Raw genomic sequence first — 25,804 nt, 5'->3', positions numbered from 1 at the left:
GAGTATATCACCGCGTGATATAGAGTGCAATAGGCATTTGCAATTTGACACTACCACTAATGTCATCGTTTATGATGATTGTATATCTATATAAGGAGATGATTGCATGCTAGTCCTAACGTTTCACTACAAACAAGGTATCCCTTTCGATGAAGCTTATTATTTGAATACACATGTTGCTTTGTTATCCAAGAAGACAGTGCTTGAAATGGGGGCCACCAAGTATGAGGTCAAGAAGGTCCTATCCTCAGCAGATGGAACGACTCCAAGGTATTCGTTCATATTCAGCTTGTATTTTGAAACGAAAGAAGCCTTAGAGAAGTTCATCAGCGATCCTAGCGTTCAGGAATTGAAGGATGATGTTGCGAACTATTATGTCGGGGAGCAGGATATTTATATCGAGGAAGTTGTGGCTTCGTTCCAAGCATGACTCCTGCGGGCCTAAGTGATTCGATCGGTGGGATTTCCATCAGTGGGATTTCCCGTAGTACTCGGCTAATGCGTAGAAGGATTTCTTGCATCGTTTGCCTGGGTATCGGGGAAAACGGGCATATTGCCTTTAACGATCCTCCAGTGGCGGATTTTTTGGACTCTGCAACCGTAAAGCGGGTTGAGCTGGAAGAAGCGTGCAGGCAGCAGCAGGTAAACGACGGCTGTTTTGGGGATATCGCACAGGTCCCGACTCATGCGCTAACCTTAACGGTTCCTGCCCTGATGTCGGGAGCTCATCTATTCTGTATAGTTCCTGGACCGACGAAGCGGGATGCAGTGCGCAGGACACTGGAAGAAGCGGTTCAACAGCATGTCCAGCTACGATTCTGAGACAACATCCGGACTGTCTCTTGTTTGTAGACAGGGATTCTTATGGAGATTAAGGCGATACATTATCGGACAGGGGAACCCGTGGAATAAAAGTCTATGGCTAAGCGTTAGTAAGGTTAACCAAACTCCAGCTCACCGAAATCGCAGCTTCGATGGAAATCGGGCACGGATGAAGTGATTCGATTCCAGCATCTCTAGTGTGGAAGAGGCGTTTCATCCCCGCATTTGTAAAAATTGGCGCGAAACGTACGGCCGGCCTCAGGTCGGAAATCTGGAAACATTGCCTGAATCCAGTTGAAAGGGATGGAAATTTCAAGTTGCCAATATGGCATATCGGCAATCGAATCATAGCAGCCTGTCGATGTATGGATCAGGAAAAGAGCTGGATCCACATCCTGCAAATAAGTCCGGTCATTCCGGTCGCTACCCAATTTCAACAGAAGGGTGCCAGCGGCGTTCATCTCGAAATTTAAATACCGAGGATCGGACTCCGGCAGCGGCTGGAAGAAAAATTCTACACAGCTGTCTTTGAATACTGGTTCATTCATCGTGTGATAGAGGATCGTGGGGTTCGCTTCATAAATGTTGTAGTGAAGTTGGATACATTCGGATGTGTACATTAGCTTTGCCTTTACTGTCGGCGTGTAGCCATTGTCAAGCCAGAGATAATGATCGATGGTTAACGCAGGAATACCATTCCAGGAAATGGGATAGTCCCTATCCCTAGGTTGAATAAGATATTTCATAGTTCCTCCTTGATTATGCTCAGCGTCTTGATCATATAACAGAAATCCTCCAGCGCTTAGCAAAAAGCAGGAGGATTTTTCATTTTTACGGAATTACGCCTTCTGCGTGCCGTACATCTTCCTGTATTCACCAGGCGTAATGCCGGAGTAGCGTTTGAACATGCGGATAAACGAATTTACGTTCTGGTAGCCAACCTTGACGGAGATTTCCTGGACTTTTAGGTCCAGGTTATTCAGCAATTCTTTCGCTTTCTGCATGCGCAAGCCGTTCAAGTAATCGCTGAAGTTCGCTCCTGTCTTTTCCTTAAAATAAGTCGATAAGTAGCCTGGCGTAATGTTCAATTTGTCCGCCATGATATCCAGCGTGATATCTTGCTCCAAGTGCTGGTTCAAATACTCGAGGATAAAATGGGTCGTCGGATCATGATCCGATTTCTTGTGATTCACTCTTTCTATGGCGGGTGACAGAAGCTGTTTGAACCATTGTTTGTATGTGTCGATACTGTAAAAGCTGTTCAGGTGATCCAACACCAGAGGAGGCAACTCGCCTTGTTCCCGATGCAAATTCAGTTTCATGAGTGACTTGTTCAGTTGGCCGTATACTTCTTTGGCGAACCGTCTGAATTCGTCCACGGAGGCTTCTCTCTTGCAGAGTGCGTCCAGGTGCCGGTGGATCCAGTCCAATACCGACTGTTCGTTACCGGACATGAACCGGGTGGAGAACTCCTCTTCTTCTAGCACGGTGAAATGAATTGCCCCTTTAGCAGGACGAAACGTGCGGATGAATTGCGTTTCGTCGTTTAATTTTCGCTGCAGCAGCATGGTGGAGGCATATTCATAAGCCGAAATTAAATGGCCAGAATCGGGATAAATCGGGCTTACGGCCATAGTCAGGAAAAACAGATCACGGTCCACTTCGAGCACCTGAATCAATTGCTCCAACGCAGATTCAATGCCTGCCGTATCGTCTGGGAAGAAGAATAGGGTAAGCACCGTATCTTTATCCATTTGGAACGTAATCGTGTCCTTGTATGCCTGCGACAGGAAAATGTTGATATATTCCCGGATAAAGTATACAGCTTTTTCGAGCTCGGAATCGAGTTCCGCAAATTTTTCTTTCATCGTCAATTGATACAGCACGAGCGTAAAAGGGGTATCGGCAACAACCAGCTCCCGCAAGTCGGTTAGGTTCATATGGATGTTTCGCAATTTATTTGTGTAAGCGTAATAGCGAAGCTGATCTTTCTTTTTGTCCAAATCCTCCGTCATCTGGTCATTCGTTCGGAGGATGCTGCTCATTTTTTCGCTAATCATATTAAATTCGTGGATAGGGCTGCTCACCAGCATGGCTGCTGGGTGACATTGCTGAACGGCTTCGATGATTTTTTTGACGGGCCTATTCAATCGCATCGTGAGTACCACAGACGTTACGATACTTAGCAGGATGATGATTAGCAGTAAAGTTATGAAAAGAATATTCAACCGCATCAACTGATTGGAAATGCTCGTGATCGGAACGACGCTAACATAGGTTAAGCCAGTCTGCTCCCCTTTTTGATAAAAGTAATAGAGTTTATTACTGGTAAAGCTTCCGTTCTGCCCTTCAAATGATTGGCCAAGAGGCCCTTTCACGCTGGGAGACGAGGAGAAAATTGGCGCGCCTTCTTCATTTAATATGTAGAAATCAGAATGATCTGAGTAATGATACGAGTTGAACATTTTTTTCGGATCGAGCATGACGATGAAATACATGTCTTTATATGGCATCAGCTTGATAACAGCTGGAAGCAGCTGCCCCTTGTTCTTTTGGGTATTAGCTGAGATTTCCGTGAATGAGGAGGCAGGGAATAACTGGTATGTATAGGATTCGTCGAACTGGCGGAACCAAAATTCCGGCGGATACTCGCTGCTGGCATAATATCTGGAGAATAAGTCCTTAGCCCCGCTCGTCCCTTCCTTCTCCACCACATAAGAATCGTTCTTGAAATAAAGCATGATATTTTCTATAGAAAGAAACGGGTTGGCAATCAGCACTTTGATCGCTGACATGACGCTGCCTACTTTGTCATAAGCGTTAAATTTCTGTACATTCCGCAACAGATTCAGATTCGCCCTGAATATGTCATCTTGATTTAAACTGATGATCGTTTCCCAGGTCAGTCTGAAATGGTTCTCGTATTGCTCCACCGTATGATTCAAGTTTGATTGGTTGTATTTGACGATCTCCTGGTGGATTTTCGATTTCAAAAATAGAAAGGATGCGAAATTGAAGAGCGCGAGCACGGCAATTACAACAAGAAAACTGATCATTAACTTGGCGAACAAGGAATTGGTTTTCCAACTGAATCTTTTCAATCTCAACATCCGATAGACCCCCATGTTCTCTATGCCGATTTCCGTCAATTCCCGCTGGATCTATACTTACATTTATCATACCACTATACTACGGGAACGGAATGTACGGGAACAATATTCATTTCTTCTAAATCATACACACTTTCTTTGCTTATCCAATAAATTGCGGGTTCTCTGGTAAATGTGGAGATTTATTTCCCGAGAATGGCGTGCGTATAATGACGGTATCAAAGCCCGCTGCACGAAGGCGCCAGCAGCAGGCAAGCATCTATAACTGAATGAGGAGATATGCGCATGGCCCAAACGAATACGCACGCAATCGAGCATAAGCAAAAGCAAGTATCCGCCGAATCGTTCAATCAGATCAAGACAACGAGTCTGCTGAGAAAGTCATGGAACCATAACAAATATTTATGGCTGCTGGTTCTGCCCTGCTTGCTCTACTATGTCATATTTCGCTATATCCCTATGTTTGGCTTGGTGATCACGTTCAAAAACTTCAATCTCTTCAAGGGCATCTGGGCTAGCGAATGGGTAGGGTTCAAATATTATGTGATGTTTTTTCAGAATCCGGATTTCTTTCTCCTGATGCGCAACACGCTTTTACTGGGCTTCTACAAGCTGCTGTTCGGCTTCCCCGCCCCCATTATTCTGGCCATCCTGCTGAACGAATTGAAAAATATGGCTTTAAAACGGTTTGTCCAGACGGTCAGCTATTTGCCGCATTTCATCTCGAACGTGATTGTGGCCAGCATGGTCATTATGTTTCTGTCTCCGTCCGGAGGCCTGATCAATCAGATAATACAAAAGCTCGGCTTCACGCCGATTAACTTCATGATGGAGCCCGGTTGGTTCCGTTCCATCTACGTCGCTTCGGATATATGGCAGCAAACCGGCTGGGAATCGATTATTTATTTGGCGGCACTGACCGCTGTGGACCCGCAGCTCTATGAAGCAGCCAGTATTGATGGAGCAGGACGCTGGGAAAAACTTTGGAACGTGACACTGCCTGGTATTGCGCCGACGATCGTGATCCTCTTTATATTAAATGTTGGGAAAGTATTGGAAATCGGTTTCGAAAAAGTGTTTCTTATGTACAATGCGGCCGTCTATTCGACGGCGGATATCATCAGCACTTATGTTTACCGTGTAGGTCTGGAGCAAGGCAATTTCAGCTACGGGGCCTCGATTGACTTATTCATGGGCATCATCAGTCTGATCTTTATCTACTCGGCGAACTACATCAGCAGAAAAGTGGGAGAAAACAGCTTATGGTAAAGGTGGAACTAACGGTATGAAAAATCGGATCAGCCTTCTCGGCCTAGTGAATTCTCTGATCATGCTCCTTGTCATTGTCGTTACGCTTTATCCATTTATATATATGCTGGCCGTTTCATTAAGCAAGGATATATATGTCATGAAAGGGGAGATTAGCCTATGGCCCAAAGGCTTCAACCTGAAGATGTACGAATTGGTGTTTCAAGATCCGAAAATATGGACCTCCTATAAAAACACGCTGATCTATGTCGGCTTGGGCACACTGATCTCCGTCATTATTACTTCTATGGGGGGGTATGCGCTGTCACGAAAGGACATGGGGTTTCATAAGTCGATGACCGTGCTTATCATTTTCACGATGTTTTTCAGCGGAGGCATGATTCCTACGTTCCTGGTCGTACGCTCGCTGGGTTTGATCGACACCGTTTGGGGCATGGTGCTTCCGGGTGCGGTGAGTACATGGAATTTGATCATTATGCGCACATTTTTTAGCAACATGCCGAAGGAAGTTGAAGAATCCGGCCGGATGGACGGGCTGACCGATATCGGTATTTTCTTTCGCCTCGTCCTGCCGCTGTCGAAGGCGGTCATCGCGACCGTCTCCCTGTTTTACGCGGTGGGGCTATGGAACAATTTTATGCTGCCGCTGCTTTACTTAAGAGACCCAGATCTGTTTCCGCTTCAGGTGCTTCTGCGCAATCTGGTATTGGCCGGCAACGTCGCATCCGGCGATGTAACTCGAATTGGAGGTGATAATCTCATTGTAGAGGACTCGTTGAAATTCGCGACAATCATGGTATCGACACTGCCAATTTTACTAGTCTATCCGTTCATCCAGAAATATTTTGTGAAAGGTGTCATGATTGGCGCAGTAAAAGGATAATGCACAATCGCACGGAATGTAGTCAGTAACCAAAACGATGACGAGGGGGAAAGAAAATGAAAAGAAACGCAATGATACTTGTAACTTTGATGCTCGGATTATCGGTTCTAGCGGGATGTTCAGGCGGCAAGACGGAGGGGAATGCAAGCGGGGAACTGAAGAGCACGGCATCGGGGAGTACTACGGGAACGTCGGCGCCAGCCACAGAGAAGAAAACGTTCAAAGCTTTGTTGGATAGCAACCCAACGTTTCCTTACAGTAAAGATTGGCCGATTTGGAAATGGATCGAAGAAAAAACCGGTGTGACGCTTGACGTCCAGACACCGTCTGGTAAACTGGCCGATTCGCTTAATTTGGTCGTGGCTTCCAATAATATGCCAGATTTGCTGTATATTCCGACCCGCGTGACCTCGAATAAATTCGGTCAGCAAGGCGCACTCGTCAACATTCTCGATTATTTGAACCAGATGCCGAACCTGTCGGCATGGTTGAAGAAATATCCAGAAGAGGGCAAAGCTACTCTCTCCACGGATGGCAAGATGTACATGTTCCCGAACCAAGGCTTCGGGGAAACAAACCGGATGATTTGGCTGTACCGAGAAGACATCTTCCGCAAGCACGGTTTGACGCCGCCGAAAAACTACGATGAGCTGTATACCGTTATGAAGAAGCTGAAGGAGCTGTATCCGAACAGTTACCCACTCTCCATGCGTTTCGGTCAAATTCCGGACGAAATGTATGCCAACCTGACGACGAATTTCAATACTGGTGAGAACGTTTACTATAACTTTGACAAAAAGGATTGGGGATTCGGACCGACAGAAGACGCGTATAAAGCGATGTTAGGCGCTTGGAACAAGTTCTATAAGGAAGGGTTGATCCCACCTGATTTCCTGACGACGCAAACGAAACAATGGCAGGATATGATTTCCAATAGCAACTCGTTTATCACGATCGACTATATCAGCCGTATTGACTTCTTCAACAACGCCATGAGAAAGGACAATCCAGAGTATAACATGCAGTTCATGGCGCCTCCAGCAGGGATTGCGGGTGGCAAGCAACTGAATMCGTACTTCCATTATCTGGAGGGCGGTTTAACGGTGGCATCCACGTCTAAAAACGTGAAAGATATTATGAAATACATGGATTTCTTCTACTCCGAGGAAGGCAAAACGTTGACGAGCTGGGGGAAAGAAGGCGAGACGTTCACGTTGGAGAACGGCCAGAAGAAATTTAAGCCTGAATTTACAGATGTAACGGAAATGCGTAAGAAAACAGGCCTTCAGACGAGTGGCGGTTACACTTGGATCGATTTCGGGGCGCATTTGTCCCTGTTCTCAAAAGATCTGCGTGCGGCGTATCAGGAGGTTGTGAAATACGATCTGCCAGCGATGCAGCCGAAACCGGCGTTTACKGAAGCGGAGAACGAGGGATTGGCCGTGACCGGTCAAGCGGTGAAAAAGAGCCGAGATGAAAACTTCGCCAAGTTCGTTACGGGCTCCCGCAGCTTGAGCGAGTGGGATAAGTACGTCAAGGAAATTGAAGGACTGGGCGTGCAGAAGCTGGTAGATACGTATAAAACGGCAAATAAACGGGTAGAGTCGGTCGAATTGAAATCGAAATAATTCGAAATTAGCAACAAGACAGGACTCGCTGAGAAAGGACGGATGCTGTTTGGCTCGAGCTTCATGCTGGAGAAGCAGCATCCGATTTTTCAAATTTTTGATCATGTTAAATTAAAGGAAGTGGACACATTGGTCATGCTCGCGAAAAAACTTTGTCACATAGGATTGCTTGTATGCTTGCTTCTGCTGGCTGTGACGGCTGGAATGCCGTCTCATGCCGGTGCGGTTGTAGTCCCGGGCGTTACGATCGATACGCCGACCGACGGCGCACAGCTGGTCAAAGGCGTCACTCGTTTTTCTGGAACGTATACGGGCGCATATGAGGTCATGCTGTACATTAACGGGGAAAAGCAGGTTAATACGGTGATGATCGACCCAGATGGGGACGATACGGGCACTTGGTATTATGACTTTGATGCTAGTTCCTACAGTGGCGATGTGCAGGTGCTCGCCAAAGCCAGCGACATGATCTCACGGTACGCGGTCTGGAGCCCTACGATTCATGTAAATGTGAATAACCCCGAGGCGGGTCTTCCTCAAGTGACCGTCATCAATCCAGCTGACGGTGGGAATATCAGCGGCACGGTGCCGATTCGTATCTCCGCCACAAGTACGGAAACAATTCAGAGCGTGCAGGTCAGAATCAATAACGGCGCCTGGTTGAATACAGTTCTGAATAAAAATGAATACGTTTACAATTGGAAGTCTGACGGGATCGGCGACAAAACGGTGAGTATCGAAGCGAAGGCTTCGGACACCAAAGGCAATGTCGGCTTCAGCATGACGACCTATGCCAAAGTAGGAGCTGGCACGAACGAGCCGTTTCACATGTCCCGGCAGGACCGTGCGATGTGGATATGGGAGCCGGAGACATATAAGCTGCTGCTCAATCCGAATTCCCGCCAGGTGCTCGATGCGCTTGCTCAAGATACGGCGACGTTCGGCTCCGATAAGATCACGACGTTTTATTTGGCAGTTGGCTCTTTTGCTGCTATGGACATTCTGGAGGATGATCCGGGCAAACTGCGCGAATTCGTCGCCTGGGCGCATCAACATGGCTATGAAGTTCAGGCTTGTATATCGGGCGGAACATCTCCGCCGTACTTGGGCGCATATGCAGCATACCACAATAAAGCGATCCGCGAGATCGAGCGTGTCATCAACTATAATTTGGCTGCAGGCGCAAATGAGCGGTTCGACGGCGTGAACGTTGACATCGAGCCTTACATATCCGCGGAATTTAATGCGAAGAAACCATCGCTTCAGATTCAATATTTGGACGGCATTCAGAAAATGAAGAACCGCATTCAAACCGCCGGTATTAATCTGCCGTTCGGTCCAGCCATACCGAAGTGGTACGATTCGAGTGACAATTCCAAGGACATTATGTGGAACGGCAGCACCAAATGGCTGTCTCAGCATGTGCAGGACATCAGTGACTATATCTCCATCATGGACTACCGCGATACGGCCGATGGCACAGCCGGCATTACGGCGGGTGCGCAAGGCGAAATCGATTATGCGAATTCGATTAATAAGCCGAACTCTGTCGTCATTGGCGTTGAGACGAAAGATATCGCGAACAGCGGGGATCCTGAGACGATCACGTTTCAGGAAGAAGGCCGTGCAGTTCTGGAAGCTGAGCTTGATAAAGTGTATACGGCTTTCAATGACGACGCATCGTTCGGTGGCATTGCCATGCATCACTACGACGACATCCGCAAGCTGCCATCCTATTGGGGAGCTGGCGGCGTGTTCTGGGAGCCACCGGCCGATACGGAACCGCCTGGCGCTGTAAGCGGTACACCATCTGCGACGGCGCTCGATTACCAGCAGATCCGTATCAGCTTCGGCATGGCGATGGATAACTCCGAAATTGACCGGTATATTGTTTACCGCAGCACACAGAGCGGCTTTACGCCGGGCTCTGAGTATGTGGCAGGACTCGCCAGAAGCTTATCGTACAATGATATCGGCCTGCTGCCAAATACGACCTATTATTACAAAGTCGCTGCCATGGATATGCAGGGCAATATCGGGCCGGCGTCAGCGGAAGCATCTGCCAAAACGGGCAGCACGACGCTGAAGCCGATGATCGTGACTGGCTTGCATGTAACGGGCGGCGCGGGGAATTCAGCAGCCAGCATGAAGGTCGTCGATAAAGCGACGTCTCAAGCGATAGGCGGCGCCGCAGTCGAAGGACGTTTCCATTTTGCAGGTGGTAAATATGTAACGGGTACTGCCGACGGTAACGGAATGATCTCCTTTACTTCGGAAAGCATTCCAAACGGGCAGCAGTCCGGATTTGAGCCCCGCCGTGTTACGGCGCCTGGCCATTATTGGGCTCAGGCCTACGATCAGCCGCATATGACGGGGATGTATCCGCAGGTCGGCTTAAGTGGATTGACACTGAGCACCGGTAGCTTGTCTCCGGCATTTTCGACAAATCAAGCTTCCTATACGGTATCGGTGCCAAACGGTGTAAGCTCGCTCCAAGTCACGCCGACTGCATTAGTGAACGGAAGTGCGATTACGGTGAATGGGCAAAAAGTCGCCAGCGGCAGCGCGTCGCAAAGCATCACATTGAACGAAGGGGGAACGACGATTACGATTGTCGTGACTGGCAACACAGGTGTAACGGATAGTTATGCCGTCAAAGTAACGCGTTCCGTGTATGTCAATAATGTATTTACGGTGACGGCGGATACGTATGTGCATCAGAATTTCCCGACAACCAATTATGGTAGTGAAACGACACTGGAAGTGGTCGATGTGCCGTCTTTGGCCGGCGGCGGGGACCGGATCTCGTTTATGAAATTCGATTTCAGCGCATACTCGGAGCCCATCCAAACCGCCAAGCTGAACTTTTACGTTAGCGAAGCGTCCAGCGGCACGAATAATGTGGAAATCTACGTGTATGATGGCGATAACTGGGTCGAGAACACGATGAACTGGAACAATCGCTTGACCGGCACTGGCGCTACGAAACTGATTACGAGTAATATCAATCACACAGGCTGGTACAGTGTGGATGTAAAGAACTTCGTAGAAGCGCAGATGGCGTTGGATAAAAAGGCGTCGTTCCGCTTCCTGCCGCTCAGCCCGAATCTTGTGAAAATCAACAGTCGGGAAAATGCCGAAAATCAGCCATACATTGTAGTGAACTCGTCCAGCAACACCAACCTGCGTTCACTCATGCTCAACGATACCCTTGTATCGCAGGGACTTGACGGCATGTATGACACGGTTGTCACGAATGCGGTCGATGCGGTGACTGTTACGCCGGTGGCGGATGAGCCTCATGCGCAAGTTATGGTGAACGAAACGCTTGTCGCCAGCGGTCAAAGTTCGTCCGCGATCCCGCTAATCGTAGGCGTCAATACGATTACCATTCAAGTTACGTCGCAAAACGGCATGATCCATGCGTACACTGTCCATGTGACCCGCCAGCTTCCTGGCATGACGGACCTGCATGCGTTGTTCTTGAGCGCAGGTACCTTGACTCCGGCGTTCCATGCCGCCGAGCAGTACTACTCGTCGACGGTAACTAACGAAGTTTATGAGATCACGGTTACACCAGTGCTGGAAGATCCGCTTGCTACGGTTACGGTGAATGGAACTGCAACAATGAATGGTACAGCGTCGCAAGCCATTCCGTTGCATGTCGGCGCCAATGAGGTGAGCCTTGTCGTTACAGGGCAAAACGGCGATACCCAGACATTCGGTATAACCGTTACACGCTTGCCTTCTACTAATGCAAGTTTGAATTCACTCGCGATTAGCAGTGGTATGTTAACACCTGTCTTCCAAAAGAATGTAATGCGCTATGAGGCAACGGTAGCAAACAGCGTAAATGCCATCACGGTGACGCAATCTGCATATGAGTCTCTGTCGGTCGTTACGATTAACGGTGACATTGTGGCAAGCGGAGCAGCATCAGCGGCCATTCCGCTGAAAATTGGCGTCAATACCATTACGGTGGCAGTAATGGCTCCAAATGGGATTGACCATGCGGAATACGAAATCCGGGTCATTCGCCAAGATGAAGAGCAGCACGGTTCATCAGGATCGGCTCCAGGCACGCGCACTGGACAGGCCACATCKGGCGAAAAAGCGGTTCATATTGAAATCGTACGCACGGTTGGGTCAAACGGGGCAAAAGTGGACGCGATTATCCTCAATCAGTCGATTGCCAAGCAAGTGTTGGCCGCAGCTCCGGCAAATACAGAAAAAACCGTGCGGATTAGTCTGGATTCGGATGCTTCGGACCAGCCTGATGAATATGCAATCTCGGTGAATCCTGCATTTATGGAGGAGTTGATGAAAGAACAGCTAAAGCTCGAAATCACTTCAGCCCATGCGCGCATTGAACTGTCGGTAGATGCTCTTCGCGGATTGAAGGAAGCTTCGCAAGATGCCATCTTCCGCATGAAGTCGCTTGCAGGTGAAGGTGGAAACAAGGAAGCCGCCGTGCACGTCATCAATGCTGGCGCAAAGGTCATCGGGCAGCCGATGGACATCGAAACCAACTATACAGGACACAAAACGAAACTGTATTTCCCGCTCACGGATGCCGATCTGGATTTGAACGGACATACGCTCGCCGTGTATATCGAGCATAGCGACGGCGAGAAAGTGCTGCAGGAAGGCACCATTGATACGGATGTGAACGGCCATCCGATCGGGATTGCTATCGAAGTGGAGAAATTCAGTACGTTTACAGTAGTAAAGCTGCCGAAGTCGCAATCCAAACCGCTTCCGCGCTACGTATTCGGTTATGAGGACGGCACCTTCCGCCCTGAGCAGCATCTAAGCCGCGCCGAGCTTGCTTCTATGCTGAATGGCTTGCTGGATGACGAGCAGCTAGCGGGTGGCAGCAGCCAGATGACATTCGCCGATGTGCCAGATACGTTCTGGGCGGCAGCAGCGGTCAACAGATTGTCGGCAGCGCACATCGTTGAAGGACGCACAGAGGGAAGCTTTGCACCAGGCGAGATGGTTACGCGTGCGGAGCTGGCTGCGATCGCCGCCAGATGGAATGGATTCAAGGCGTCCTCCGCAGCGCAACCATTTACCGATATAGCTGGACATTGGGCGTCGGGTTGGATCGCCGCAGGAAGTGAGAGCGGCTGGCTGACGGGATATCCGGAAGGCACGTTCAAACCAGACGGCAAGGTGACCCGTGCCGAGGCGGTTGTCATCATCAATCGGATGACTGGACGTTTGCCAGCGAACAACACGGATCATATCACTTGGAAAGACGTTCCTGCAGATCACTGGGCTTACGGATATATTGAAGCTGCGTCCAAATAGTATGGGACAATACCTCTAAGGACCGTCTGGCGAAAATCAACAGCAAAAGAAAGCACAAACGCAGCCTATTTAGTCATCATATAACGTTGAAGGAGACCCCTATGATTCAAACGATACCGCAAGTGAAACAAATCCGTTATCTCGAGGGAGCATGTTTTCTGCCCGATGTAAGCTCCGATATCCTTCTCCGAATTGAGGAGAAGGATCCAAGACTCGTCGATTTGGCGAGTCGTCTGTTCCCAGGGCAATCCGTCGTCTGCGAGCAGCTGGAGGGTGTGAAAGGCTATACGTTCAGTATCCAAGGCTTGAATGGAACGGAGCTTTTGCGCGAGTTGCGCCTGGAAGATCAAAGAGAAGGCTACGTCTTGAGGATGGAGAACGCGTCCGTTACAATCGCGGCAGCGAAAGCTGCCGGATTGTTCTACGGCATTCAGACCTTACGGCAAATCATGGATAACCACGACAGCATTCCAGCTGCGGTAATCACCGATTGGCCCGATGTTGGTTTGCGTTGTATGAATTTTGATTTGCGGCAAACGTTCTCTAAACCGGAGAAGCTGCTGGCTTATATAGCGGAGTTCGCCAAATTCAAAGTCAACGGGCTGCTGATCGAGTATGAGGATAAGCTTCCGTACGAGCGGTATCAGCAAGTGTGCCACCCCAATTTCGCGTTTAGCCGAGAGCAGTTCGAGATGCTCAAGGAAACGGCGAAAAACAACTTTATCGAAATCATTCCGCTCCAGCAATCATTCGGACACTTGGACTACGTGCTTCGTTATGATGCGTACAAATGGTTAAGGGAAATAGAGTCGTCTACTGGGGAGCTTTGTCCTTCTCGGCCCGAGTCATACGAGCTCGCCACTGGCTTGTTGGATGAGATGATCGCGATGCATCCAGATTCTAGATACATTCACCTTGGCTGTGATGAGGTGTACAGTCTTTGCGAGTGTGAGACGTGTCGCGACACCTATCAGGGCGCAAGAGAAAAGACGTTCATCGCGTTCGTCAACCGGTTGATTGCGTATGCGGCCGGCAAAGGGAAAACCCCGATTATTTGGCATGATATGCTGAAAAAATGCAGCGAAGAGGACTTGAAGCTGTTGGACAAACGGGCAGCGGTCATGATCTGGATCTATAACGGCCGCAACATCGATTCCGACGTGTCCAGACTGACGGCCACATTCCGCAATGCCGGCTTCGAGGTCATGGGCGCCCCTGCGGTTAGATGCTTTGACGACCAAGAGCATCAGAATTATCCCGTCGTGGCCAGTCGGATTGACAATGTGCTGCAGTGGTCCCAAACCTCAGGCAAACTCGGCATCGACTGCGTCGTTGCGACGAACTGGTCAACGTCGTTTAGTTTCGGTCTGCCGTACGGCATTTTTGAAACGACTTGGTATCTCATGGCCCTTTTTGCGGATGTCCACTGGAACCGGGAGGCGGATACGGGACGTTTCGTTGATAGATTTCTTAGGCTGTTCCACGGCGTGGATCAGGAGACGGCTAAGAACAAGCTGGGGAATTACTTAAATGAAGACTATTATTTAATCATTGGCTCCCTGCTTGATGAAGTGGTGAAACACAAAGATGTAGCCGAGCTGATCGGCATTATGAACGCGTTCGAGCATTCGTCAGACAGGATGAGAACGATTCATAAATATTTGTACCGGTGGGAGCTGTTCCCGGGTGATGAGGCCGAATGGCAGTCCTTGCTCAGTTATTACCAGAGGAATACGGCTGGCCGCACCAAAGTGCGTCCGCAAATGAGCGCAATTTTGAGGCATTTCCAACCGGAAGAAATGGCTGATCATTTCGTGATGTCTCGTTTTTACTTGCATGATTATCTGGAAAAAAACGTATACAGTAAAATGGGATTGAGCCTTGCCTGATTCGAAGAGGGCAGCAAAGGAAGGCTGAAGCACGAAAACAGAAACAGAGCAGTAAAGGGTGGCACATGCCTGGTTGAACCAACCGTGGGATGTGCCACCCTATATTTTTCAAGGGTAAACGGATCGTCCGCGAACTTGGCAATGGGTTCCTCAGAAGGTTCTGCGAATCGAGGTACCTGAGCCCGTCGTTCTTTGCTCTTTGAGCATAAACCGAATATTCATAAGCCCAAATACCAAGAAACATACCCATGGAAGGCCTTGCCAGCCGAGTATATTTCCTAGATCATACAGATAGCCCCCACCTACGTTTCCGATAATAGCTCCGATGGAAAGCGCAAAGCTGTTAAAACCGAAATAGCTAGCTATCTGCTCATCCCCGGCATAATCGGAAACCATGGTATTCATCATCGGCTGTAGAAAAACCTGTCCAATCATGAAGGTGATAACCCCCGCATAAATCCCCCACATGGACCCGATCATCCCCATTGTAAATAAGCCCCCAGCGAGCAGTACCGTGCCTAATGACATCACGCCAAAAGGCTGTAATTTACGGTTGCCTAATTTGGAAAGTGGAACTTGCAGCAAGACCATGACAATGGCGCCACAGCTGTAAATGAGCCCGATATTCGCACCCGATGCAAGTTGATGGACACGAAACGGAACGGCAATGTATAACTGAGTGACCAAGGACCACGAGATCATCGTGAAGAGCATGAAGCGTCGGAAAGGGCGATTACGCCACACGGTTTGCATCTGAGACCAGATGCCCGTGTAGGCCTTGCGAGATTGTTCACTTTGGATAGCTGGCAAAAAGAAAAGACTAAAGAAAAAAGAGAATGCGAAAATAAGGGTAGCGGCCAAACTAACATATTTGAAATGAAAGCCCATGAGTAAGGCACCCAGGACGGGACCCACGACGAATCCCATATTGCTTAACATTTCTCGAATGGCATAAATCGTGATCCGATTGCTCGAAGTCGATAGTGCTGCATAATACGCATAACTAGCTGGGTTGAACAGTGATCCTCCTAAGCCAGAGAAGAAGCAAGCGATGATAAATCCTGGGATGCTGTCGACAAAGCCGAACATACCAAACCCAAAGGTACGGATGAGCAAACCAATCAGAATCGTGCGCTTATAGCCAAKCTTGTCGGCCAATGTGCCGCAAAGGACGGAAAGACCTTGCTGGCTGAAGCTGCGGATAGCGGAAATGATACCAACCATGGAGACGGTCAGCAGGATGTCGTTTAATAAATAAGAAGCAAGCAGGGGGATCATCATATAAAATCCAACGGCCATACTGAACGTATTCATAAACATGACCCAGAACGGCAGCCGAATGGAAGTAAGTTTACGTAGGGCTGAAATCATAAGATCGCCTCGTTTCATGCTGTAAGATGTGGATTTCAACACCATACAGGATATGCTATACGTTGTATAGGGCTTTCTTTGGATGGACTTGGGTAAAAATTAGTTGAGGTTGTTTGCATCTGTGTTGAGGATAAAATCGTGACAGGTGATTCCAGTTAATGGTAAACAAAAGGGCTGTTCTTCAAGTATCAACTTGAGAACAGCCCTTTGTCAGTGAGAAGATAGAACGGTTGTACACGTACTATGAATGTTAATCGCGAACCTGACTTTCAAAATGTCCCTTGTGAGCACCGTTGCAATAAGGTTTGTTCGAAGAGAGTCCGCAGCGACACAGGTAAATCTGTTCTTTCGTTTCCATCGGATCTCCTTCGCCATCCATTAACGTAACACCACTTACAAGCAAAGGACCATTATCAAGAACTTTAATTTCTGCCACAACCATACGCCTCCAATTTGTACCTAAATAGAAAGTATGAGTTTTTGGTTCCCGCAATCATCTTTCTATTTGGCGATAATACCTCATCTAATACGGTCACAGTCTTGCTGGGACTAGGGTAGAGGTTTCTCACCATTGTTGCCAGATGCGATTAACTATAATCAATTAGAGGCATAACAATATCAGATGAGCACAAACCGAGACTTCCTGCGTTAGATAGGTGTAGAATGGTGGTATATACAAGGTAAATGCCGATGAATGGAGTGATCGTGAAATGAATCCTTCCAAATATGAAAAATACTTCTCTATTGATGGCTTCTGGTCCAAGTTGAAAAAAGGTGCTAAGAAGGCCGGCAGTAAAGTGATTTATAGTGGATTGTTGCTTTTTTACGCATTGGATAGTCCGAAAACGCCGCTTCGCGCGAAGGTTCAAATCTATGGTGCGTTGGGGTATCTCATCTTGCCGCTCGATCTCATGCCAGATTTGCTGCCGATTGTGGGTTATGTGGATGATCTGAGTGCGCTAGGCTTCGCCTTGGCGGCTGTGTCGAAGAGTATCGATGACGATGTCAGGCGGAAAGCGAAGAGCAAGCTGAGGGATTTCCTCGGTGATGATGTCGTGAGCAGCAAAGATATTATCGATATTGATGGTCACGTGGTGGAGGAACAGGGGAAAACGAAGGTTGATGATGTGCATGTGGAGAAGTAGTTGGTATGGAAGTGGATGTAGATGTAGCCAGGTTTTAGTGGTTGATCGCTCTGTGTCTAACTGGAAAATATACAGCTAAATTCACTTTTATCGGGTGAAAATCTCGATTAAATGGAAAATACGTAGTTATTTTCGGCGAATCCGCCGGTCTTGCTTAAAACGAGCAGAATTAACTACATAATTTCCAGCTATCTCACAAAAGTCGTGGAATAGCGCGGATTTAACTGTACTTTTTCCAGCTATTCGTCTGATGGGGTAACCGTAAGTGAAGCAGTTGAGGTGTTTGAGGTAGATGAGGGAGTTGTGGTAGTCTTTTGACATGTATCTACTGAAGTAGCATCAAAATGGCCAAATAACCGACGAATAGTGAATTCGTCGGTTATTTGCTGCGCAGTTATTGCGCGACAATACAGATCTTAAACCTTTAACAACCAACCGAACGTATCCGGCAGCTTACCACTTTGAATACCTGTGATCGTTGTATACAGTCGTTCCACAAGCTCGCCGATCTCTCCATGGTTTACGACCATCGGCGTTCCGTTCCATAGCAGGCTGCCAATTGGCGATACAACCGCAGCAGTGCCGGTGCCGAACGCCTCTTCCAGCGTCCCATCTGCATGAGCGCTGACGATGTCATCGATTGATATTTTCCGCTCAGATACAGAGATACCCCATGACTTCAGCAAGTGGATGATGCTTCCACGCGTGATGCCTTCCAGAATGCTGCCGCTAAGACTAGGCGTGACGACTTCTCCGTTAATTTTGAAAAAGACATTCATACTGCCGACTTCTTCTAAATACTTCTTCTCGATCGCATCGAGCCATAGCACTTGGGCGCAGTTATGCTCTTTCGCCAGCATTTGTGCCTTCAAGCTTGCTGCATAATTGCCGGCTACTTTGGCATTGCCTGTCCCGCCTTGCACGGATCGAGCATAATAGCTTTCCACCAGAATGTTAATTGGTTGCAGCCCCTCATCATAGTAAGCATCAACAGGCGACATAATGATGATAAAGGAATACTGCATAGATGGGCGTACGCCTAGAATCGCTTCCGTTGCAATAACGAAAGGGCGAATGTATAAGGAAGAGCCGTTCTTCTTCGGCACCCAAGCAGCGTCAATACGAACTAGCTCCTGAATGGCGCGGACAACGAATTCTTCATCGATTTGCGGGATGCTCAGACGTTCACTAGAGCGGTTCAAACGCTTAGCATTTTGATCTGGCCGAAATAAAACAACGTCATCGTTCTCGGTGCGAAACGCCTTCATACCTTCGAAAACCGCTTGCCCATAGTGGAATACCATTGCCGCGGGATCATGTGAGATCGGACCGTAGAGAATGATGCGCGGATCATGCCAGCCTTGGCCTTCTTGGTAATCCATCATAAACATATGATTTGTAAAAAGTTTTCCAAACCCCAGATTTTCGTCTAAATTAGGCAGGGGCTTGCCCTTTAGATTTTGTTCGATGCGAATGCTACCGTACATCTGTTGTGCCACCTTTCCCATTGAGGGTTCTCACAATCTTTTACCCTTAACTATAGAAAAATTGCAATCATTGATCAATTGCGATTTATCAATTACTATCATAGTTAATAGCTATGAACGGGGGGCTTCAAGTGGATTATCGGTTATTGGTGTATTTTTTGGCGGTGTGTGAGGAGCTTCACTTCACCAAAGCCGCAGAGAAGCTGGGCATTAGCCAGCCTACACTTAGTCAACAGATCCGATTGCTGGAGGATCGGGTAGGCTCTCCACTTTTTCAGCGCATCGGCAAAAAGATTTATGTGACCGAAGCGGGCGAGATTTTGCGCAAGCATAGCCGAAATATTTTTCATGAGCTAGAGCAAGCACAGACGGCGATGAATGAGCTCCAAGGCATGCAGCGCGGACGATTGCGAATCGGCTGTTCTGGGAATCATTTGCTGACGGCGACAATTATGACGTTTCATGCCAAATATCCCAAAATTGAGCTATCGGTGATGGAGCTGGCAACGGAGGAGACGAAAGAAAAGCTGCTGAGCAATGAGCTGGATGTGGGTGTTGTTTTTTTGCCTGAGGAGGACGAGCAGCTGCGGTGTATGCCGTTGTACCAAGAGAAGCTTCAGCTTGTGGTGTCGTCGAAGCATGCATTTGCCCAAGAGCAGGTGAAGGAGATCAGGTTGGCGGAGTTGACTGAGATTCCCATTGCAATGCTGCAACAGAAGTTCTATGTTCGGCAAATGATGGATGATTGCTGTGCGCAGATCGGACTTGCTTGGAAGCCGATTGTGGAACTGTCTACGCTGGAATCCTTGCTGCAAATGGCAAAAAATCATGTGTGCGGGGCGATTCTACCACAGTCTTATGTGGAGGGCATGGGCAATCGGATGYGTGAGCAGAAACTGTGTGCAATCCCGATTATTGATCCCATTCCGCAGAAGGAAGTGGGGATTGTGTATCGGAAGGATATGTTTTTGTGTAAAACGATGGATACGTTCGTGAAGCAGGTCATTCAGGAATTTGCTTAGTGTGCAGGAAAGAATGAGGGTATAGAGCAGATGCGTATGAAACATAAGAGTCCAGAGCAAAAGAGTCTAGAGCAAAAGAAATATAAGAGTCTAGAGCAAAAGAAATATAAGAGCTTAGAGCAAAATGGGAAATATGTGTATGTATTTGCCTGTCATGAAGATGAACAGGCGTTGTGCCAGCTGGAGCTGCGCACCTTGCTGGGCGCAGACGCTGTTATTGATGCGCGCTACGCCGTCAGCGCGCGCAGGGTGGAGCCGAGCCGCAGCCCGTTTCTGAAGCTGCGGATGGATGTTGCCTTTGAGGCCGACAGCCTGCCGGAGCTGGCCTCGCAGTTAGAGACGTTGACCGTGCGCGGCGTAACGTTCAAGGTCGTGTTCGCGGAGACGGACACGGCGGTCAGCTATGACCGCCAGCGCAACGTTGAGCGCGAACTGGGGCTGGGGCTACGCGGCAAGGCCGAGATGCGCAGGCCGGAGCAATATTTCGCCGTGACGGAGCTGGGAGGCCGGTGGTTGTTCGGCGAGGGCAGCTACGGCGAATCCGTGTGGCTTCAGCATCAGCAGAAGCCACAGAATTACTCAACCGCCCTGGGGACGCGCCTTGCGCGGGCGGTGGTGAACATCGCCGTGCCCGAGGTGGCGGGCACGCGGGTCATTGACCCGTGCTGCGGCATCGGCACGGTGCTGGTGGAAGCGATGTCGATGGGGATCGACATCGTGGGCTACGACATCAACCCGCTGGCCGTGCGCGGCGCGCGGGTGAATCTAGGCCACTTCGGCATGCCGGATGTGGTCCAGGTGGCTGACATGCGGAAGCTCGTTCCGCATCCTGCAGCCCTGCAAGGCAGTCCAGAGCCCATCTACGATGCGCTGATTCTGGACATGCCGTACAATCTGTGCTCCGTCCTGCCTGAGGCAGAGAAGCTGGACATGTTGCAAACCGCCCGCCGGTTAGCGCGGCGCGCGGTAATAATTACAACCGAGCAGATCGACCCGCTTTTGATCAAAGCTGGTTTTCATATTGACTCACGCTGCACGGTGAACAAAGGCAATTTCAGCCGGCAAATTATCGTCTGCATCTAGCCTGTTTTAGTACATCATTTTTCCGAGAGGGCCATCTTCTGCAATCATATCCTGCAGCGCATAGACGGAAATCGGGAAGTAGAGGAATCCATAGACATAAGCGGCTAGCTCATAGACTTGAAAATATACAACTAGCGATTTATCAGCGATATAGAAATCCTGATCAGGGCGGATGCTTGTAAAATCAACCAACAAAGGAATATCGCGCAGCTTGATTTCAGCTGCAATGATGGCACTCAGCTTAGCAACGTAATCACTGCCAGGTTTGAACAATTCCTTCAACGTGTAGCTTTTACCAGTTTCCGTGCTGAAAGTTAACGAATTCTGGATCGTGAGTCCATGGGCTCCGCCCGAAAAAGCATAGTTCATCAGAGATAGACTTAGAACGCGGCGCTCATTCGTTTTGATTTCATAATAAGCCGTAACATCGGTCGAGGGATTTTGCAGATATCCCTGATCATGCAGCTGTTTGTTGACGGCACCCACAATCGCTGTATTGATTTGATGCTGGACCAAAGGGTTATTCATGTGAATAACAGCAGGGTACATCAGATCTAATTTGCTCTTTAGCACTTTAAAGGTTTGTATACTTACCGGTTGGTGTTCCAAGTCCAAGTCCTGGTCCATGTCTCTCATGTTTCATCATCCCTACGTTTTTGMTACACCATATTCAAAAACTGGGCGTTTGGTTCAATGCACGGGAGGAATTCGTGTCCTTGCCAAAGATAAAGAGCTTTCCCTACATCGCGATTGACGTGAGGGAAAGCTCTTTTGTGTAACTGAAGCGAATTATTCCTGTGAGGCGTTTTCCTCATCACTAGCATCGGATGTTGCACTTTGCAGCGAAGCAGACAATTCTTCYACCTGTTGCTGGGATTGGCTGTCTTCAGCATTCGCCTGAGCAGCATTAATCGCGTGACTGACTACGTCGTCATTACTGTTCGTCGTTGACATGGTATGATCACCTCCTTTACGTTCTTACCAGAAAACTGGCGTCGTAAGCATAAGCTAAGATTCAACCAACTAAGTATTCTTCGGATGGAGGGAAAATATGCAAATATAACGCAAGTTTTTTACTGACGTTAGTCCAAAATACCCGTGTTAAGAATCTTGACCTTCACTTTTGGTGAAATCGTGATCTTTGGATACTGCTCACGCCACCACGCCATGCCTATAAACAACTTTGGATGATAGGCTGAAACCTCATGTCCAAGCTGTAGGTAATCGCAATTCGATTTCTGCAAGGTTGCAATCACGTTAGACACCTTTGTCGTTATATCAGCTGCGATTTGCTTTTCGAGCTCTGCGAGTATGTCTTTCGTATATTTTTTAGAATCAAGTCCTGCTTCGATTAATTTAAGATCCAGGTTTAAGGAGATTTCAATGTCATGAAGACGATTGTCCTTTTCGTTAATATGGAAATCTCGATGGGCGCTTTGCACCAGAGCTGAGTAATTCTCTCCTTCCAATTTACCTGCGATCAGCTGGTTTTTGCCCGATGTGCCATCCAGCAGAATGGCAAGCTGGGTATCCTCATCATTCAGATTGACGCCGGTATACTTCCCTTCTCGAAACAACGCGGTGCCAGCTAGACGAACCCCGTTCTCATAAGGCTCGAACCGATTAAGTGCGAAGTCATTATTGAACCTTGCTCCATCAAGTATAAAATGGACTAATTTGTGTGAAGGGATTTTGCCCTTCTCCTCATCCTCTTCTAATAAGCCTACGAGAAATTCCGATAAGGTCTGGTCTTTAATCCTCTTCTTATTCAGCAGCTTCGAAAGATCGCCGTCATATATCGCAAGATAGCCGTATAACGGATTGGCTATAAATTGGCTCGTAATATTCAGATAGTTTAGCGGCTGATCTTTGGCGAATCGGGTGCTTATGAGAAATAGCCTAGTTTCCAGTACAGAGAGGACGCCAGGAAATTCTTTATTTGTTTTACTCACGGCGTCATAGATGTTATCGCCTGTTGACTCCAAGAATATATTGTTCGGGTTGCCTCCCCCCTGATTGGCATTCTGAAGCGAGGAAATCACATAGCTGACCTTAAGTTGCTTACTGTCACCCTCGTAATCTACGCCGACCACATCGACAAAAAGCAGCTTCTTTAGCTGTAATTCATCCCAGCATCCTGTCAGCAGCAGGCAGATGAAAAATGAAGCAATCACTCTCTTCATATCTCGTTCCTCCCCGCGCCACGCAGCCCGGAAATGATGAGGAGAATGACTGGCAGACCGACGACCAAGGTGATGGACACGATGTCCTGAATCGAGGAAAACTGCAGAATGTCGTTACGCTTCCTCATAAAGAAACCTCCAATCAGACAAACGCCAACCATCGTCCATACCCATACATGCTGCTTCCCCAAACCTTGACTGCGTAAATGTACGAATGCTTTAGCAGCCATGAAGAAATACACATAGACCGTTGCCGATACGATGCATACATAAAAGATGAGGAACAAGATGTCAATGCTCTGCAAGATCTGGATTTGATAGTTCTTTAATATAAAAATGATGGGTTCTGGAATAAGCGTAAGCTGAGTTAAGTTGAACTTCATAGAGCAGATCAGGCAAACGGCAATATAGAACACGCCAGTGAAGGCGTTCGCCAGTGACATCCAAAGAAGCAGCTTTTTTTTGCTTGGGGTCTGTACGTATGGGTAGGCATAAAGGAGCAGGTCATAACCGACATAAGCGCTAAATGCGGTGTAAACGCCCTTCATAATCGGATACCAGCCATCTTGCAAAACCGGCAGCAAGTTTCTCACATCTAGACCGTAGAATCCGCTAAATACGATTAGCAAAAAGCTGATGTAAGCAAACACCATAAAGGTTTGCGAGATATTAGCAAGCTGCCTCAGCGTTGACGTAGCCGCATAACCGCACACAAGGAGAAGCATAAGAATGAGAACCCACCTAGGCGTGAGTTGAAACAGCCACCTTTTTAAAATGTCACTATAAAGTAAGGTCAACAAGAGGCCGGAAAAGGTGTAATAGCATCCGAAAATCAAATTGATGCTTGCTCCAATCGGTTTACCTACAATCAGTGGGAGATAGGCATAAAAGTTACGCGTAGGGTATCGGCTGCCAAGCCACCAAAGCAATATGATGCCTACTTGTGCGGCTAGTCCAGCCAGCAAGACAGCCAGCCATGTATCTTTGCCTGCAACGTCAGCTTCAACATGAGGTAGGGATAAGACTTCGGTTCCGAGTTGAACCATAACAACTAGCGAGATCAGTTGTCTTCCCGAGATGGTCTCTTCCTTTCTCAACGCTTCCAACTCCTTGGATTTCGTATCTTTATTCGATTGCTTGCAACCGTGCCTAGAGGGCGCTTACGCAAGCTCCAAATCGGTGCCCGAAACAGCGTATCCTTCGTATCACGAAAGGAGAAGGGGGGCGTATAGTAAGGGAGTCCTAGTGTTGTCATTTGGCACAGATGGATACAAATCATCATGAAGAAGAAGGCGAGGCCAAATAAGCCGAACATGGAGGAAAGCAGGAGCGCAGGATAGCTTAACAGGCGAACCGCACTGCTCATCTCGTAAGAAGGCAGAACAAAGGAGGCGAGTCCCGTTAAAGCCGTTACGATAACAATGGTATTGGAAACCAAATTGGCCTGCACAACCACCGTTCCGATTACAATACCACCTACTACGCCGATCGTTTGACCCACGGGACTCGCTAGCCGAATGGTCGCTTCTCTTAAAATTTCAAGCATGAACATCATCGAGAGCGTCTCGAGAACCGGCGGGAACGTGACGAATTTCAGTGAACTTTGCAACGTGTTAACGAAATTGATGGGTAGCAGCTGTGGATTAAAGGCACTGACTGCCACATAAACGGCAGGCAAGCTAATCGTAAGACAGAAGCAGATAATGCGCAAAAGGCGATGAAAAGTGCCGATCAGCCAACTGATTTGGTAATCATCAGGACTTTGAAAGAAAGACCAAAACGTTACCGGTAGGATGATTGTGTCTGGTGACCCTGCTGTTCCAATAACGACTTTCCCTTCCATTAAATAAGCGCGTGCGCGGTCTGGACGTTCTGTAATGAGCAGTTGTGGAAATAGACTGAATTTCTTCTCCCGGACTAGCTCATCGATGAATCCTGGCGCCTCGACATAGTCAATGTCAATGCTTGTAAGCCGTCGGTCTATTTCCTCTACGATCGCTGTTTGCGCAATTGACTTGATGTACATGACAGCTACCTTCGTTCGTGAGAGCCGCCCAATCGTATAGGTTTTGACGACGAATTCCGTAGAGTTGATTAGCTTGCGCATCAGGTTGATATTGGTATCTATATTCTCAATGAACGCTTCATTCGCACCGCGTAAAACCCGTTCATTGGTCGGGATATTAATGGAGCGCTCCTTCTTTAAATCCACCCCAAGCAGGTAAAGTTTGCTGTCTCCCTCTTGGTACAGTACGACCTTACCGTACAAAATGGCTTGAACCGCTTCCTCCAAATGCTCCGTTTCAGCATAGTCGAGAATCGTCACGGCATCACGGACAGAATCCGGAGGGCGGAGAAACAGCGGCTTCAGAATAAAATCTTGAACGAGAGTTGAATCGACCAACGTGTCGAAATAGAACAGCTTAAAGACTGTTCCTCCAATGAGTAATTGTTTCGATTGAAAGTCGCTTTGCTCGGAGAACAGTTGGTTGAAATAGGGCTCTGCCGCTTCAATCGATGGATGTTGTCTCACGCGTTTTCCCTCCTTCATCATCAGTTCTCCTTACTTTAACCTGAGAATTCCAGAAATATGTAAAAG

At 48.1% G+C, this 25,804-nt stretch carries 19 protein-coding genes and 1 pseudogene; 10 read left to right on the top strand and 10 right to left on the bottom strand.

The window, feature by feature from the left end:
* Positions 1 to 106: 106 nt before the first annotated feature.
* Both AC1DLM_RS03785 and AC1DLM_RS03780 read left to right on the top strand, forming a co-directional pair.
* Entirely contained in the window at positions 107 to 430 is a 324-nt protein-coding gene (locus AC1DLM_RS03785) for an EthD family reductase (RefSeq protein ID WP_441990931.1), read from the top strand.
* A gap of 53 nt (positions 431 to 483) precedes the next feature.
* Positions 484 to 875, top strand: a pseudogene (locus AC1DLM_RS03780) (6-phosphogluconolactonase); the annotation flags it as partial.
* Positions 876 to 1,016: 141 nt separating this feature from the next.
* Here AC1DLM_RS03780 and AC1DLM_RS03775 read toward each other — a convergent pair.
* Positions 1,017 to 1,568, bottom strand: a complete 552-nt coding sequence (locus AC1DLM_RS03775; RefSeq protein ID WP_477569161.1) for a carbohydrate-binding family 9-like protein — start codon at positions 1,566 to 1,568, stop codon at positions 1,017 to 1,019.
* A 93-nt stretch (positions 1,569 to 1,661) separates the two neighbouring features.
* On the bottom strand, positions 1,662 to 3,932 hold the full coding sequence (locus AC1DLM_RS03770) for a helix-turn-helix domain-containing protein (RefSeq protein WP_441990933.1): 2,271 nt from the start codon (positions 3,930 to 3,932) through the stop codon (positions 1,662 to 1,664).
* Between the two features lie 285 nt (positions 3,933 to 4,217).
* Here AC1DLM_RS03770 and AC1DLM_RS03765 point away from each other — a divergent pair, with 285 nt between their 5' ends.
* The 5 genes from AC1DLM_RS03765 (at position 4,218) to AC1DLM_RS03745 (ending at position 14,914) form a co-directional block, all read left to right on the top strand.
* Positions 4,218 to 5,201, top strand: coding sequence for an ABC transporter permease (locus tag AC1DLM_RS03765; protein WP_441990934.1), 984 nt, complete (start codon positions 4,218 to 4,220; stop codon positions 5,199 to 5,201).
* 16 nt (positions 5,202 to 5,217) lie between these two features.
* On the top strand, positions 5,218 to 6,084 hold the full coding sequence (locus AC1DLM_RS03760) for a carbohydrate ABC transporter permease (protein ID WP_441990935.1): 867 nt from the start codon (positions 5,218 to 5,220) through the stop codon (positions 6,082 to 6,084).
* A gap of 56 nt (positions 6,085 to 6,140) precedes the next feature.
* A complete protein-coding gene (locus AC1DLM_RS03755; RefSeq protein WP_477569160.1) occupies positions 6,141 to 7,712 on the top strand; it encodes an extracellular solute-binding protein in 1,572 nt (523 codons plus the stop codon).
* Between the two features lie 42 nt (positions 7,713 to 7,754).
* Entirely contained in the window at positions 7,755 to 13,025 is a 5,271-nt protein-coding gene (locus AC1DLM_RS03750; RefSeq protein WP_477569159.1) for a cadherin-like beta sandwich domain-containing protein, read from the top strand.
* Between the two features lie 101 nt (positions 13,026 to 13,126).
* Positions 13,127 to 14,914: a glycoside hydrolase family 20 zincin-like fold domain-containing protein gene (locus AC1DLM_RS03745; protein WP_441990938.1), complete on the top strand. Its 1,788-nt coding sequence runs from the start codon at positions 13,127 to 13,129 to the stop codon at positions 14,912 to 14,914.
* 150 nt (positions 14,915 to 15,064) lie between these two features.
* Here AC1DLM_RS03745 and AC1DLM_RS03740 read toward each other — a convergent pair whose 3' ends face one another.
* Positions 15,065 to 16,285 carry an MDR family MFS transporter gene (locus AC1DLM_RS03740; RefSeq protein WP_477569158.1) on the bottom strand — a complete coding sequence of 407 codons (1,221 nt, stop codon included), beginning with the start codon at positions 16,283 to 16,285 and terminating at the stop codon, positions 15,065 to 15,067.
* 250 nt (positions 16,286 to 16,535) lie between these two features.
* Positions 16,536 to 16,727 carry a CDGSH iron-sulfur domain-containing protein gene (locus AC1DLM_RS03735; RefSeq protein ID WP_171629932.1) on the bottom strand — a complete coding sequence of 64 codons (192 nt, stop codon included), beginning with the start codon at positions 16,725 to 16,727 and terminating at the stop codon, positions 16,536 to 16,538.
* Positions 16,728 to 16,995: 268 nt separating this feature from the next.
* Here AC1DLM_RS03735 and AC1DLM_RS03730 point away from each other — a divergent pair, with 268 nt between their 5' ends.
* Positions 16,996 to 17,430 carry a YkvA family protein gene (locus tag AC1DLM_RS03730; RefSeq protein ID WP_441990940.1) on the top strand — a complete coding sequence of 145 codons (435 nt, stop codon included), beginning with the start codon at positions 16,996 to 16,998 and terminating at the stop codon, positions 17,428 to 17,430.
* 416 nt (positions 17,431 to 17,846) lie between these two features.
* Here AC1DLM_RS03730 and AC1DLM_RS03725 read toward each other — a convergent pair whose 3' ends face one another.
* A complete protein-coding gene (locus AC1DLM_RS03725; RefSeq protein WP_477569157.1) occupies positions 17,847 to 18,917 on the bottom strand; it encodes a branched-chain amino acid aminotransferase in 1,071 nt (356 codons plus the stop codon).
* Between the two features lie 131 nt (positions 18,918 to 19,048).
* Between AC1DLM_RS03725 and AC1DLM_RS03720 the strand changes: the two genes are divergently transcribed.
* Both AC1DLM_RS03720 and AC1DLM_RS03715 read left to right on the top strand, forming a co-directional pair.
* Positions 19,049 to 19,939: a LysR family transcriptional regulator gene (locus tag AC1DLM_RS03720; RefSeq protein ID WP_477569156.1), complete on the top strand. Its 891-nt coding sequence runs from the start codon at positions 19,049 to 19,051 to the stop codon at positions 19,937 to 19,939.
* Positions 19,940 to 19,969: 30 nt separating this feature from the next.
* Positions 19,970 to 21,022 (top strand): TRM11 family SAM-dependent methyltransferase, encoded by a 1,053-nt coding sequence (locus tag AC1DLM_RS03715; protein WP_477569155.1) that lies wholly within the window; start codon positions 19,970 to 19,972, stop codon positions 21,020 to 21,022.
* Between the two features lie 6 nt (positions 21,023 to 21,028).
* Here AC1DLM_RS03715 and AC1DLM_RS03710 read toward each other — a convergent pair whose 3' ends face one another.
* The 5 genes from AC1DLM_RS03710 to AC1DLM_RS03690 all read right to left on the bottom strand — a co-directional run bounded on the left by AC1DLM_RS03710 (position 21,029) and on the right by AC1DLM_RS03690 (position 25,738).
* Positions 21,029 to 21,658 (bottom strand): DUF3298 and DUF4163 domain-containing protein, encoded by a 630-nt coding sequence (locus tag AC1DLM_RS03710; RefSeq protein WP_441990944.1) that lies wholly within the window; start codon positions 21,656 to 21,658, stop codon positions 21,029 to 21,031.
* A 153-nt stretch (positions 21,659 to 21,811) separates the two neighbouring features.
* Positions 21,812 to 21,976 carry a hypothetical protein gene (locus AC1DLM_RS03705; RefSeq protein ID WP_441990945.1) on the bottom strand — a complete coding sequence of 55 codons (165 nt, stop codon included), beginning with the start codon at positions 21,974 to 21,976 and terminating at the stop codon, positions 21,812 to 21,814.
* A gap of 128 nt (positions 21,977 to 22,104) precedes the next feature.
* The gene (locus tag AC1DLM_RS03700; RefSeq protein ID WP_441990946.1) at positions 22,105 to 23,205 is read right to left on the bottom strand and encodes a Ger(x)C family spore germination protein; all 1,101 of its coding nucleotides are present in this window, start codon (positions 23,203 to 23,205) and stop codon (positions 22,105 to 22,107) included.
* Positions 23,202 to 24,302, bottom strand: coding sequence for a GerAB/ArcD/ProY family transporter (locus AC1DLM_RS03695; protein ID WP_441990947.1), 1,101 nt, complete (start codon positions 24,300 to 24,302; stop codon positions 23,202 to 23,204). The genes AC1DLM_RS03700 and AC1DLM_RS03695 overlap by 4 nt, the downstream gene beginning before the upstream one ends.
* Positions 24,299 to 25,738, bottom strand: a complete 1,440-nt coding sequence (locus tag AC1DLM_RS03690) for a spore germination protein (RefSeq protein WP_441990948.1) — start codon at positions 25,736 to 25,738, stop codon at positions 24,299 to 24,301. The genes AC1DLM_RS03695 and AC1DLM_RS03690 overlap by 4 nt, the downstream gene beginning before the upstream one ends.
* Positions 25,739 to 25,804: the final 66 nt, after the last annotated feature.

Source organism: Paenibacillus sp. 01T442 (assembly GCF_056398345.1).
This window is presented reverse-complemented; position numbering and strand designations above follow the sequence as displayed.

Coding starts and splice junctions, on each gene's coding strand:
- AC1DLM_RS03745 (WP_441990938.1), top strand. CDS start 13,127: ATGATTCAAACGATACCGCAAGTGAAACAAATCCGTTATCTCGAGGGA.
- AC1DLM_RS03715 (WP_477569155.1), top strand. CDS start 19,970: ATGCGTATGAAACATAAGAGTCCAGAGCAAAAGAGTCTAGAGCAAAAG.
- AC1DLM_RS03735 (WP_171629932.1), bottom strand. CDS start 16,727: ATGGTTGTGGCAGAAATTAAAGTTCTTGATAATGGTCCTTTGCTTGTA.
- AC1DLM_RS03775 (WP_477569161.1), bottom strand. CDS start 1,568: ATGAAATATCTTATTCAACCTAGGGATAGGGACTATCCCATTTCCTGG.
- AC1DLM_RS03765 (WP_441990934.1), top strand. CDS start 4,218: ATGGCCCAAACGAATACGCACGCAATCGAGCATAAGCAAAAGCAAGTA.
- AC1DLM_RS03725 (WP_477569157.1), bottom strand. CDS start 18,917: ATGTACGGTAGCATTCGCATCGAACAAAATCTAAAGGGCAAGCCCCTG.
- AC1DLM_RS03760 (WP_441990935.1), top strand. CDS start 5,218: ATGAAAAATCGGATCAGCCTTCTCGGCCTAGTGAATTCTCTGATCATG.
- AC1DLM_RS03700 (WP_441990946.1), bottom strand. CDS start 23,205: ATGAAGAGAGTGATTGCTTCATTTTTCATCTGCCTGCTGCTGACAGGA.
- AC1DLM_RS03730 (WP_441990940.1), top strand. CDS start 16,996: ATGAATCCTTCCAAATATGAAAAATACTTCTCTATTGATGGCTTCTGG.
- AC1DLM_RS03710 (WP_441990944.1), bottom strand. CDS start 21,658: ATGAGAGACATGGACCAGGACTTGGACTTGGAACACCAACCGGTAAGT.
- AC1DLM_RS03770 (WP_441990933.1), bottom strand. CDS start 3,932: ATGTTGAGATTGAAAAGATTCAGTTGGAAAACCAATTCCTTGTTCGCC.
- AC1DLM_RS03785 (WP_441990931.1), top strand. CDS start 107: ATGCTAGTCCTAACGTTTCACTACAAACAAGGTATCCCTTTCGATGAA.